General features: G+C 71.2%; 10 protein-coding genes. 2 read left to right on the forward strand and 8 right to left on the reverse strand.

Annotation, left to right across the window (positions count from 1 at the left end; translation table 11 throughout):
* Positions 1 to 8 precede the first annotated feature (8 nt).
* Both ACFVFQ_RS02795 and ACFVFQ_RS02800 read right to left on the reverse strand, forming a co-directional pair.
* Positions 9 to 1,559, reverse strand: coding sequence for an SWIM zinc finger family protein (locus tag ACFVFQ_RS02795; protein ID WP_383407473.1), 1,551 nt, complete (start codon positions 1,557 to 1,559; stop codon positions 9 to 11).
* Positions 1,556 to 4,561 (reverse strand): SNF2-related protein, encoded by a 3,006-nt coding sequence (locus ACFVFQ_RS02800; RefSeq protein ID WP_383407476.1) that lies wholly within the window; start codon positions 4,559 to 4,561, stop codon positions 1,556 to 1,558. Before ACFVFQ_RS02800 ends, ACFVFQ_RS02795 begins: the two co-directional genes overlap by 4 nt.
* Positions 4,562 to 5,159: 598 nt before the next feature.
* Here ACFVFQ_RS02800 and ACFVFQ_RS02805 point away from each other — a divergent pair.
* Together ACFVFQ_RS02805 and ACFVFQ_RS02810 are read left to right on the forward strand one after the other, a co-directional pair.
* Entirely contained in the window at positions 5,160 to 6,683 is a 1,524-nt protein-coding gene (locus ACFVFQ_RS02805; protein WP_383407479.1) for a UvrD-helicase domain-containing protein, read from the forward strand.
* Positions 6,684 to 7,100: 417 nt separating this feature from the next.
* The gene (locus ACFVFQ_RS02810) at positions 7,101 to 7,415 is read left to right on the forward strand and encodes a DUF6343 family protein (RefSeq protein ID WP_383407482.1); all 315 of its coding nucleotides are present in this window, start codon (positions 7,101 to 7,103) and stop codon (positions 7,413 to 7,415) included.
* Positions 7,416 to 7,556: 141 nt separating this feature from the next.
* On the opposite strand, the gene ACFVFQ_RS02815 is transcribed toward ACFVFQ_RS02810, so the two are convergent.
* The 6 genes from ACFVFQ_RS02815 to rpsA all read right to left on the reverse strand — a co-directional run bounded on the left by ACFVFQ_RS02815 (position 7,557) and on the right by rpsA (position 12,388).
* Positions 7,557 to 7,967, reverse strand: coding sequence for a tetratricopeptide repeat protein (locus ACFVFQ_RS02815; RefSeq protein WP_383407485.1), 411 nt, complete (start codon positions 7,965 to 7,967; stop codon positions 7,557 to 7,559).
* A gap of 102 nt (positions 7,968 to 8,069) precedes the next feature.
* Entirely contained in the window at positions 8,070 to 8,204 is a 135-nt protein-coding gene (locus ACFVFQ_RS02820; protein WP_383407488.1) for a hypothetical protein, read from the reverse strand.
* 21 nt (positions 8,205 to 8,225) lie between these two features.
* Complete coding sequence (locus tag ACFVFQ_RS02825) at positions 8,226 to 8,672, reverse strand: cupin domain-containing protein (protein WP_383407491.1); 447 nt, start codon at positions 8,670 to 8,672, stop codon at positions 8,226 to 8,228.
* Positions 8,673 to 8,695: 23 nt separating this feature from the next.
* Positions 8,696 to 9,286 carry a dephospho-CoA kinase gene (coaE, locus tag ACFVFQ_RS02830; protein ID WP_383407494.1) on the reverse strand — a complete coding sequence of 197 codons (591 nt, stop codon included), beginning with the start codon at positions 9,284 to 9,286 and terminating at the stop codon, positions 8,696 to 8,698.
* Positions 9,287 to 9,447: 161 nt separating this feature from the next.
* Positions 9,448 to 10,401 (reverse strand): PAC2 family protein, encoded by a 954-nt coding sequence (locus tag ACFVFQ_RS02835; RefSeq protein ID WP_383407497.1) that lies wholly within the window; start codon positions 10,399 to 10,401, stop codon positions 9,448 to 9,450.
* Positions 10,402 to 10,876: 475 nt separating this feature from the next.
* Positions 10,877 to 12,388 (reverse strand): 30S ribosomal protein S1, encoded by a 1,512-nt coding sequence (gene rpsA, locus ACFVFQ_RS02840; RefSeq protein ID WP_383407500.1) that lies wholly within the window; start codon positions 12,386 to 12,388, stop codon positions 10,877 to 10,879.
* Between the last annotated feature and the right edge of the window lie 107 nt (positions 12,389 to 12,495).

Raw genomic sequence — 12,495 nt, forward strand, 5'->3', positions numbered from 1 at the left:
GAGGTTAGTCATCGTGTCACCAGGGTGGTCAGGGCGGCCACGGGGTCCGGGTCCGCGGGGCCGGTGGGCCACCAGTCCTCGGTGCCGGGCTCGGATTCGTACGGGTACCAGCGGTGGTCGTGGCCGAAGCGGAGCTGGAGGCCGCGGGCGGCGTCGGTGAGGCGGTTGTGGTGCGGGCGCAGGGCCGGTAGCCCCGCGGCCAGGAGGGCGCTGCGGGCCCGGTCGAAGTCGCCGGCCGGCGGGTTCCAGGTGCCCTCCAGGAGGACGAGCCCCTCGGGGCCGCCCTGGCGCCAGGCGGCGACGGACCGGGCGATGTCCGTGGGCGTGCGGCCGGTCGCCGCCGCGAGGTCGCGGTACAGCGCGCGGGTCGTGGTGGTCAGGCCGGCCGTGGGGTGGGCGGTGGCGGCCAGGCGGATGGCGTCCTCCCACGGCGGGAGAGCCGGGAAGGGGCCAGCCACCGTGGGCTCCCCCGGGGACGTGGCATCCGTGAGGCAGGCATGGGCGCGGAACGCGGCGTCGGAGGCCAGGAGTTCGAGCGTGGCGGCGTCGAACGGGAGCCCGTCGGCGTCCGGGAGGGCCAACGGCCGGCCGGGCCGCGACGGCACCGCGGCCGGCGGTGGGAGCGGCGGTCGGGGACGGTCGGCGAGGGCCTCCCGGGCGAGCACGCCCTGAGCCGGGAGAGCCGGGGTCCAGCCCGCTCTGCCGCCCTCGGTGCCTGCCCGGACCGACGCCTCCTCCGGCGCCGCGGCACGCTGCACGGCCGCAGATCCGGACGCCTTCACCCCGTCAGGGCCGAACGCCCGGCGGGACGCGGCAGGGGCGGGAGTGGCCGAAGCCGAACTCACCGCGGATTCGGCGCCGATCGCGGACCCATCGCCCCCGGGTGACGCCGGAACCAGACCCACGGCCCGCCCCCGACTCTCCCGTACACCGTGACCGGCGCTGCGACGCCCGAGCTCGTCGAGCAACTCCCGTTCGCCCCGGCCCCGGATCAACAGGAGGACGAAGGGGTCGGCGTCCAAGAGTCGGGCCACCTGGAAGCAGAGCGCGGCGGCGTGCTTGCAGGGCCGGCCGCTGTCCGGGCAGGAGCACCGGGGCACCAACTCGCCCGGTCCCGGCAGGAGTCCCGGTTCCACCTCGGCCAGTGCGCGGGGCAGTTCCTTGGCCAGCAGCGCGGTGAGCTGGTCGGGGTGGGCGGCGACGCCGTCCAACAGGGCGTCCCACTCCTGGTCGGTGAGCGTCTTGGCGCGCACCTCGGCGCTGTACGGGCGGGGCCGACTGCCCCGTACGGTGGCGATCATCCGGCCCGGGGTGATGTTGATCGTGTCGACGTGACCGGCGCGGGCGTAGGCCCGGCCACGGGCCAGCCGGGCGCCGTCCAGTGCGCTGCGCTCCAGTGCCGTCAGCCAGGCCCCGCCCCACCAGGACGCGGCGGCCGTGCCGTCCGGGCCGTCGAGGACCGGCAGCGGCGGGAAGGTGCGCGAACGGTCGGCGCGGGCCATCCGGTCCGCCGCCGCGGCGCGTCCGGTGACCGGGCGGCGCCGGTGCCCGGGGGTCATCCGGTCCTCCTCAGGGAGACGAGGTCGGCGAGCTCGGCGTCGGTCAGCTCGGTGAACGCGCCCTCGCCGCCGGAGAGCACCGCGTCGGCGAGGGCCCTTTTGGCGGCGAGGAGTTGGGCGATGTTGTCCTCCACAGTGCCCTCGGTGATCAGCCGGTGGACCTGGACGGGCTGGGTCTGGCCGATGCGGTAGGCGCGGTCGGTCGCCTGCTCCTCCACCGCCGGGTTCCACCATCGGTCGTAGTGGATGACGTGCCCGGCCCGGGTGAGGTTCAGGCCGGTGCCGGCCGCCTTCAGGGACAGCAGGAAGACCGGCGCCCGACCCGACTGGAAGCGGTCCACCATCCGCTCCCGTTCGGCCACCGGGGTCCCCCCGTGCAGGAGTTGGCTGTGGACGCCCCTCCCCGCGAGGTGGCGCTCCAGCAGGCGCGCCATGGCGACGTACTGGGTGAAGACCAGGGTGGCGCCGCCCTCCGCGAGGATGGTGTCCAGGAGTTCGTCGAGGAGTTCGAGTTTGCCGGAGCGCGCGGCCAGGCCCGGGGCGTTCTCCTTGAGGTACTGCGCGGGGTGGTTGCAGATCTGCTTCAGGTCGGTGAGCAACTTCATCACCAGACCGCGCCGCGCCATCCCCTGGGCGCTCTCGATCCGGGCGAGGGTCTCGCGCACCACCGCCTGGTACAGCGCGGCCTGTTCGCGCCCCAGCGGGACCGGATGGTCGGTCTCCGTCTTGGGCGGGAGTTCGGGCGCGATACCGGGATCGGACTTCTTGCGGCGCAGGATGAACGGCCGCACCAGTCTGGCCAGTCGCTCCGCCGCCCGCGGATCCTCCCCGCCCTCGACCTCCCGGGCGTGCAGGGCGCGGAACGTCTTGAGCGGCCCGAGGAGGCCGGGGGTGGTCCAATCCAGCAGCGCCCACAGCTCGGAGAGGTTGTTCTCCACGGGCGTGCCGGTGAGGGCGATCCGCGCCGGGGCCTTGATCTCGCGCAGCGCCCTGGCCGTCGAGGAACGCGGATTCTTCACGTGCTGCGCCTCGTCGGCGACGACCCAGGCCCAGGTGCGGCCGGCCAGTTCGGTGGCGCTGCTGCGCATCGTCCCGTAGGTCGTCAGCACGAAGCCGCCGTCCATCCCGTCTAGGCTGCGGCCGGCGCCGTGGAAGCGGCGTACAGGCGTGCCGGGTGCGAAGCGTTCGATCTCGCGCTGCCAGTTGCCGAGCAGGGACGCGGGGCAGACGACGAGGACGGGGGCGGTGGGCCGCCGGTGAAGGTGGAGCGCGATGACGGTGATGGTCTTGCCCAACCCCATGTCGTCGGCCAGGCAGCCGCCCAGTCCGGTGGAGACCATGGTGTCGAGCCAGGCCACACCGTGCAGTTGGTAGTCGCGCAGGGTCGCCCGCAGCCCGGCGGGCTGAGGTAGCGGGCGCGCCCCGGTGGTGAGCCGGCCGCGCAGGGCGGCGAGGGCCCCCAGGGGCACCACCTCGACCCGTTCGCCGTCCACCTCCGCGGTGCCGTCGAGCGTGGCGGCGAGGGCCCGGACCGGGTCCAGATAGCCCAGTTCGCGCTTACGTGCCTTGCGGACCAGCCCGGGGTCGACCAGGACCCATTGGTCGCGCAGCCGCACCATGGGCCGGTGCGCCTCGGCAAGGGCGTCCATCTCCGCGTCACTGAGCGGCACCCCATCCATCGCCAACTGCCAGCGGAACTGTGCCAGTTCGCCGGCGTCGAAGAAGCCGAAGCCATCCGCCGCCGAACCGGGGGCGGGCCGCAACACCGCCGTCGCGGTCAGGCCACGGGTCAGTTCCTTGGGCCAGTGGACGGCCACTCCGGCGGCGTCGAGGCGCGGCGCGAACTCCCCCAGAAGTGCGTACAACTCGTCCTCGCCGAGCGGGAGTACGTCGGGGACGGGGCGCTCCAGGAGGCGGCCCAGCGGGGGCCAGACACGGGTCGCGCGGCGCAGTGCGAGCAGCGCGTCGACACGGGCCCGGGCGCCGAAGTGGTCCGGCGCCCCGCCCTCCCAGAGCTGGCGGGCATCGACCACCAGGGTCGGGTCGGTGAGGCTGTGCACCTGGAGGACGGCCGCCGCCGCGCGCCGTTCCTCCATGCCACCGCCCTCAGTTGCCGCCCCTTCCCCGTTCACCTCCTCGCTCTCGGTCCCGCCCTGCGCGCCGTCCCCCGTGAGCGCATCCCCTCCCGCGGTGTCGAAGAGCTGGTGCGGGGCAAGATCGAGACGGAGAGAAAGCCGTACTCCGGCGTCGACACCGGCTGCGACCTCGGCGGCCCACTCCTGGGCAGCCGGGAGGTACTGCGGCGCCGTGGCGGCGAACGGGGCGCCCGCCACCAGCTCGGCGGCCGGGGTACGCGGCAGGGTGTCGACGACGGCATCCACGAACTGCCGTACCAGCGCTACCGGATCGGGCAGTTGGAGCGGCCGGGCACCCGGGATCGGTACCGCATACGCCTCGGGGGGCATGGCGGCGGCAATAGCCCGGAGGTGCGCGATGTCGTCCGCATCGAGCGGGCCGGCGCGCCAGGCGTCGGCGTCCTCGTCGGTCAGGCCGGGCAACAGTCTGCCGCGCGCAGCGAGGTGCAGTGCGTGCAGGGCGGCCGCGCCCCAGCAGGCAGCGGCCGGATGGACACCGGGGGCGTGCCGAGCCCGGGCCAACATCGGAACGGCATCGGGCAGAGGCAGAAGATACGCGGACACCGGCCGGCTGCGCGCACCGCTGCCATGGCGCCGCGCGACGGTCAACCGCGTGACGCCACCACCCGCCTCCGGCTCCCGAACACCTTCCCCTTCCGCGGCAGCGCCGGGAAGCGGACCGCCGTCCGGCCGCCAGAAGGCGACCATCCCGGCCCGCGGCGTACGGTCCGGCAGAAAGATCGCGGCGCACTCCACCAGGGCCGCGGCCAGTTCGCCAACCCCGCCTTCGCCTGCGCGGGGCGCTCCGGCGGCAGGGGTGATCGAGGGCCGGGACGCTTCTCCCGGCGCCTCCTGCCACCTCGCCATGCCGTCCCCTGCCATCGGGTCGTTCCACGCCGCCAACGGCGCTCCCCGGGCCCTTCGCACCCGGATGCCTTCTGCTACACCCCCGACCCGCGAGTCTACGGTCGTCTCCATGTCGTCTCCCCCGTCGTCCTCCGGCGGCCGAGGCATTCCCCACCGGTCCCGGCGTGCTCTTCACGCCGCGCCTTCCCGCCCCGTCCCGCACCGCGGCTCTGCGTGACATCTGCATGCCGCCTGCGCACTGTCGAGGAAAGCAGACCCCACTGACAATCGGCCGCTCCTCGCCCCACGCCCCGCACGCACGGCACTCCGCGCCTTCTCCGAAACCGTCCAGCCGCACACGCCCTGACCAGCGCATAGGGCCGCCGTCGATGCGCCGTGGGCCGCACAGATAGCCACCCGCACCGAAGTTATCCACAGGCTGGACGCAGGTCGCCCGCACTCCCGCCAAGTCGATTACATTCAGTGACGTAATCACTCACCGCAACACACGGAAACTCACCGTCGCGCAGCGACACCGCCACACGACACACACAGCGCCCCAGCACCAACTCACCACACCGCACAGCGATCCACGACCATCGAAATCGGAGGAGCCCTCATGCACACCCCCACCCCCGAGCAGGCCGCCGCAGCCGAAGCCTTCCCCACCGGCGCCCACCTCGTCATCCAAGCCGGCGCCGGCACCGGGAAGACGACGACCCTCGCCATGCTGGCCCACACCGCCCGACGCCAACGCCGCACCGGCCGCTACATCGCCTTCAACCGCGCGGTCGCACGCCACGCGGCCAGCACCTTCCCCTCCGAGGTGTCCTGCAGAACCGCACACGCCCTCGCCTACACCGCCGTCGGCCGGCGCTACCAAGCGCGCCTGAATGCCCCACGCCAAGCGGGCTGGCGCACGGGCGCCGCCCTCGGAATCGAGGACGGCCTGTCCTTACGCATCGGCCCACGCAAGGTCAACAACAAGGCCCTGTCCTACACGGTGCTGCGCACCGTCACCCGCTTCTGCCAATCCGCCGACAAGCAGCTCGCACACCACCACGTCCCACCGCTGCGCGGCGCCGAGTCCGAACCACTGCACAGCCAACTCGCCACCTTGATCCTACCGTTCGCCCGCAAGGCATGGGCCGATCTGCAGGACCCGGACCAGGGCGTGGTCCGCTTCGAGCACGACCACTACCTCAAAATGTGGGCGTTGAGCGACCCCCTCATCCCCGCCGACTTCCTCCTCCTCGACGAGGCGCAGGACACCAACCCGGTCGTCGAGCAGGTCCTCACCACGCAGCGCGACCACGCGCAGCTGGTGCTCGTCGGAGATTCCGCACAGGCCATCTACGGCTGGCGCGGCGCCCGCGACGTGATGACCGGCTTCGACGGCACCCACCTCAGCCTCTCCCGGTCCTTCCGCTTCGGCCCGGCCCTGGCGAACGAGGCCAACCGGTGGCTGACGATCGTCGGCGCGCCCCTCCGGCTCACCGGGTCCCCCTGCCTGAAGTCCGAGCTGTGCCGCATCCCGGCCCCCGAGGCAATCCTGTGCCGGACGAACGTGGGCGCCATGGTCGAGGTGATACGGCAGTTGGAGGCGAACCGCCGGGTCGCACTCGCCGGTGGCGGGGAGCCGCTGACCGCGCTGGCCCGCGCCGCGCACGACCTGGCGTCGGGCCGGCGCACCGCACACCCCGAGCTGATGCTCTTCGAGACCTGGTTTGAGCTCCGCGAGTACGCGGAATTCGACCCGGCCGGACGCGATTTGCTGCCCCTGGTGGAGTTGATCGACGAGCACGGATCGGACGCGGTACTGCGCGCTCTGGACCAGCTCACGCCCGAGGAGTACGCCGAAGTGACGGTGTCCACGGCCCACCGCGCCAAGGGCCGCGAGTGGTCGAGCGTGCGCATCGCGGACGACTTCACCGGCCCCGATGATCTCGACGAGCGCGACGAGGACGGCACACCACTGCCCGGCCCGATCGACCTCGACGAGGCCCGCCTGGCCTATGTCGCGGTAACCCGCGCCCGGTCGCAGCTCGACATCGGCGGGCTGTCGTGGATCAACACCCACCCGGCCGGCGATCCCCGCCCTCAGCCCGACGAAGGCAACTGCCGCTCAAGCCCGATTGCCTAACGGCCAGCCCCGCACCCCGGCAGCGCCGCGCCGGCCCCAACACCGAAGGGATCAAGAACCAAAGCCGATCGCCACCTGAGACCGAACCACCGAGCCCCAATCTCCAAGAACCACCGACCACTACGGCGCGCCACCCACCCAAACAGGACGGAGAACGCCCCGCACTAGAACACAAAACGCCCGCACTAGAAAACAACACGAGAGAACCCGGAGCCCCGGAACCCCGAGGACGCGACAACGCGAGAAATCCGAGGAGCCGAGTACGCAAAACCGAAGGCAAGCACCTGGGGAGACCAGACGACAGACACCCGGAGGCCCCGGCAGAGGAGCACAGGCAACGACGATCACGCAGAAGACAGAAAGGAGAAGCCCGACACGTGACGGACGGATCGAGCAGGAGGATGCTGGAGGTAGGAGATGGGTGTGATGCGCTCGGGAGATGAGCCACTACACGCGCGCAGCCCGCTGAGGATGCGGTTCGGGCTGGCCCTGTGGGGGCTGCTGTGGGCCATCGCCGGCGCCGTGGCCTTCGTCATGGCCGACCGGCCACAGTGGGCGGCAGCCTGCGCCGCGCTGGCCGCGCTGGCCGCCACCGACCTGGCGCTGGTGATCCGGCACATCCACCAGGGGCCGCACTACCAGCCCGGCAGGGACGTACCGCCCTATGAGCCGGACCACGGCCGCAACGAGATACACAACACCACCGGTCGGCGACACGACTCCAGACCGTAACCGCAGGGCACGATGACCGCAGGGCGTGGCGGCGGCCCGTGTCAGCAGATCACGACCGCAGCCGTCGGCGCCGGCGGGTCAAGTGGCACACCGGCGGCACCTACGAATCGCTAGAGACGGCCCCAACAGAGGCAGCCCCAACTACGGGGCGCCGTCCCCCGGGCCAGTCGCACGGCCACCATTGTCGCGGTCCGGGGCGAAGCGGGCGGCTTCGATGAAATCCGGGCGCGGTTCGAGAGCCGCTGCCAGGCGGAAGTGCCGCAGCGCCTCGTCCGGACGGTTGGCACGCTCCAGGGTGCGGCCGAGCGCGAAGTGGGCGAAGGCATTGTCCGGTTCGCGTTCCAACACGATCTGGAACTCCAGCTCCGCGGGGCGGAGTTGGGCGGCGAGGAAGAAGGCACGGGCGCGCAGCAGCCGCGCGGCGGTGTTCTCCGGGTGTGCGCTGATCACCGAATCCAGCAGCCGGATCGCGCCACGCGGGTCACGGGCGTCCAGCAGTTGCTCCGCGGCACGGTAGTCGATGACGTGTGTCTCGGGGCTGCGCTCGGGCACGGGCCGACTCCTTCCGGTGTCGTCGGGGCGGGCCGTAACCGGCCTGCTCCGTACGGCGATGTGCGGTGCACAACCGCTCAGTGTGGTGCGACAACGAGGTCGTCAACACCCGGATCCGTTGCGGCATTCCCGATCCGGCGGCACCCCCATCAACGCCACGACCGACACCGACACCGGCACCGGCACCGGCACCGACACCGACACCGACACCGACAGGATGGTGATGCCGATGCCCATGGCGACGTACCCGCCACGCCGCTAGAGGCTGATGTGGTACGCCTTGCGCAGCGTCTCGTGCACGGTCCATCGCGTCCGGTCGCCCTCACGTAGGACGCAGGCGTCCCCAGGCCCCACCTCCAGAACCCGACCGCCCTCGACGTCGATGGTGGCGCGTCCGCTGACAACCACGAACAACTCGTTCGCCTCGGTGTCCGTCACCACCCCCGGCGTGATCTGCCAGATGCCGCGGATCTGGCGGCCATCCGGAGACTCCCAGAGCACCTTGCCGGTCACCACCGGGTCGCCGGAGACGATCTGTTCGGGGTCGAGGGGTTCCGGCTCCAGTTCGGCGTCGGCGAGGCCGGGGACGTTGACCACGAACGACGCGGGAGCGACGTCACCGGAGCCGGCGACCAAGCCGGAGGTTCCGGTGGTGGAACCGGGGCCCGGGAAAGGGGACTTGGGGTCAAGATCGGTGGTTGCCATGGCGGTGAGGCTACCGCCCGGGCTCAGGCCCCGCGCAGCCGCTCCCACACCGCTCGAACCTGGGGCTCCAACGCCTCCAGCGGCCCGTCGTTGTCAATCACCAGGTCGGCGATGGCGAGCCGTTCCTCGCGGGTGGCCTGGGCCGCCATCCGCTGGGTGGCCTCGTCCTCCGTCATCCCGCGCAGCCGCACCAGCCGGTCCAGTTGGGTCTGCGGTGTCGCGTCGACGACCACCACCAGGTCGTAGAGCGGTGCGAGGCCGTTCTCCGTCAGGAGCGGTACGTCGTGGACCACCACGGCGTCCGGCCCTGCCGACGCTTCGAGTTCGGCCGACCGCGCGCCCACCAGCGGGTGCACGATCGCGTTGAGCGCCTTGAGCTTCTCTTGGTCGGCGAAGACCAGCGCGCCCAGCCTCGGCCGGTCCAGGGTGCCGTCTGGCGCAAGGACATCCGCCCCGAACTCCTCGACCACCGCGGCGAGTCCGGGTGTCCCGGGCTCGACGACCTCACGGGCGATCTTGTCCGCGTCCACGATCACCGCGCCATACGACGCCAGCAACCGCGACACCTCACTCTTGCCGGCACCGATCCCGCCGGTCAGCCCCACCTTCACCATGGCCCCACGCTATACGCCCCGCCCCATGGCGGGACGCCCGGGCGACAGCATCCCGCACCCAACCAGCCCTCAACACCTGCCCACCACACCAGCGAAGCCAACTCCGCCCCGCTGCTTGGCGCTTCAGCCGCTGCCCGTTGCCCGCTGGTGCGCCAGTGGCCTCAGAGAGCGCCTCCGCCGCCCTCGGCCTCGCGCTCCGCCAGGAAGCGCTCGAATTCCCGGCCGATCTCGTCGGCCGACGGGAGTTCGAGCGGTTCGGCGACGAGGTTGCCCCGGGATTCCGCCCCGGCCACCGCGTCGTACTGGTGCTCAAGGCCGCTCACCAAGGCGATCAACTCCTCGTCCCCCTCGGAGATCTGCCGTTCGATCTCCTCCTGCGTCCGCAGCGCCTCCGTGCGCAGCGCATGCGCGGCGTTCGGCAACACCAGGCCCGTGGCGGCCGTGACCGCCTCCAGGGCGGTGAGCGCGGCGTCCGGGTACGCGGACCGGGCGATGTAGTGCGGCACGTGCGCCGCGACGCCCAACACATCGTGCCCCGCCTCGGCGAGCCGGAACTCGACCAGGGCCTCGGCGCTGCCGGGCACCTGGGCCTCGTCGAAGAAGCTGCCGTGCCCCGGCATCAGGTCCGTGCGGTTGCCGTGCGGAGTGATGCCGACGGGGCGGGTGTGGGGGACGCCCATCGGGATGCCGTGGAAGTTGACCGACAGCCGGACGCCGAGCCGCTCCACCATCTGCCGGACCGCCGCGGCGAACCGCTCCCACTCCACGTCCGGTTCGGGCCCGGACAGCAGAAGGAAGGGCGCGCCGGTGGCGTCCTCGACCAGGTGGAGTTCGATGCTCGGGGTCTCGTAGGCGGTCCAGCGGTGCCGTTCGAAGGTGAGCAGCGGGCGGCGCGCGCGGTAGTCCACCAGCCGGTCGTGGTCGAAACGGGCCACGACGCGGTGCGACCGGCCGTCGAGCAGCCGCTCCACGATCTGGTCGCCGGTCTCACCGGCGTCGATGTAGCCGTCGAAGTGGTACAGCAGCACCAGGCCGGCGGAGTCCCTGGCCGTGAACGCCTCGACCGCCGCGAGCCCGCTCGGCTCCCATTCGTACAAACCCTGGGGATCCAACACAGTGACCGCTCCTCCTCATGTCCGTAAGCAAGAACGTCCCGGAAGGGCCCCAGCATTCCCACCCCAACACCCCGTGCACATCAATGAACCACGACTCCTCCCGGGCAAGGTCCACATCTGGCACGGAAGTTGAACCCACGCCCCACCCGCATCGCCCACACCGGCGCCCCCTGACCATGCCCACCGCGAACAGCGGCTCACGGGCTCCACCTCAACGGGACCCCACGGCCACAAATGTCACGCACCTCAGCGCCCCCACCAGACACCAAACGCCAGACACCAGACACCAGACACGGACGAGCTCACCCGGAACTCCGCCATCCGCTCAGCAAGACCACCGCCACCGACCCCGCCCACGGCACCACACACCTCATCGCCCCACCCACCCCCACACACGACGAAGGCCCGCCCCCCGAAGGGAGCGGGCCTTGCGTCTTCAGCTACCTCAACCGGCTAGCGCTGACGGTGGAACCGTTCAGCTCTGGCCGCCGGCCAGCTTCTCGCGGAGCGCGGCGAGGGCCTCGTCCGACGCCAGGGCGCCGGAGTTGTCCGCCGACTCCGAGGAGTACGAGCCACCGGAGACGTTGCCGCCGCCGCCCTGGCCGCTGGCCGCCGGCGCCGCAGCACCCTCGGCCGCAGCCTGCTCGTCGGCCTCGCGGGACTTGATGACCTGGGCCTGGTGCTGCTCGAAGCGCTGCTGCGCCTCGGCGTACTGCTGCTCCCACGCCTCGCGCTGGGCCTCGTAGCCCTCCAGCCAGTCGTTGGTCTCCGGGTCGAAGCCCTCGGGGTAGATGTAGTTGCCCTGGTCGTCGTAGGACGCGGCCATGCCGTACAGGGTCGGGTCGAACTCGACCGCCGACGGGTCGGCACCGAAGGACTCGTTGGCCTGCTTCAGCGAGAGGCTGATGCGGCGGCGCTCCAGGTCGATGTCGATGACCTTGACGAAGATCTCGTCGTTGACCTGGACGACCTGCTCCGGGATCTCCACGTGGCGCTCGGCCAGCTCGGAGATGTGGACCAGACCCTCGATGCCCTCGTCCACGCGGACGAACGCACCGAACGGCACCAGCTTCGTGACCTTGCCGGGCACGACCTGGCCGATCTGGTGGGTGCGGGCGAACTGCTGCCACGGGTCTTCCTGGGTCGCCTTGAGCGACAGGGAGACGCGCTCGCGGTCCATGTCGACGTCCAGGACCTCGACCGTGACCTCCTGGCCGACCTCGACGACCTCGGAGGGGTGGTCGATGTGCTTCCAGGACAGCTCGGAGACGTGGACGAGACCGTCGACGCCACCCAGGTCCACGAAGGCACCGAAGTTGACGATGGAGGAGACGACGCCGGAGCGCACCTGGCCCTTCTGGAGGGTGGTGAGGAAGGTCTGGCGGACCTCGCTCTGGGTCTGCTCCAGCCAGGCACGGCGGGACAGGACCACGTTGTTGCGGTTCTTGTCCAGCTCGATGATCTTGGCCTCAAGCTCCTTGCCCACGTAGGGCTGAAGGTCGCGGACACGACGCATCTCGACCAGGGAGGCCGGGAGGAAGCCGCGGAGGCCGATGTCGAGGATGAGACCACCCTTGACGACCTCGATGACGGTACCGGTGACGATCCCGTCCTCTTCCTTGATCTTCTCGATGGTGCCCCAGGCACGCTCGTACTGGGCGCGCTTCTTCGAGAGGATCAGGCGGCCTTCCTTGTCCTCCTTCTGGAGAACAAGCGCCTCGATCTCGTCGCCGACCGCAACGACCTCGTTGGGGTCGACGTCGTGCTTGATCGAGAGCTCACGGCTCGGGATGACGCCTTCGGTCTTGTAACCGATGTCGAGCAGGACCTCGTCCCGGTCGACCTTCACGATGACGCCGTCGACGATGTCGCCGTCGTTGAAGTACTTGATCGTCTCGTCGATCGCGGCGAGGAATGCTTCCTCGTTACCGATGTCGTTGACCGCAACCTGCGGGGTGGTGGCGGTGGTCTCGGTGCTGCTCGTCATGTGGGAAAGGGCTCCGGTACGGACATTGAAGTCGTAGGTACTGCTACGCCGAGAGCCCGTATCGCCTCTGCATCAGACCGGACAGCGTCTAAGGCGCAACCTCCGGA

This window comes from Streptomyces sp. NPDC057743 (assembly GCF_042798755.1).
Taxonomy (GTDB): Bacteria; Actinomycetota; Actinomycetes; order Streptomycetales; family Streptomycetaceae; genus Streptomyces.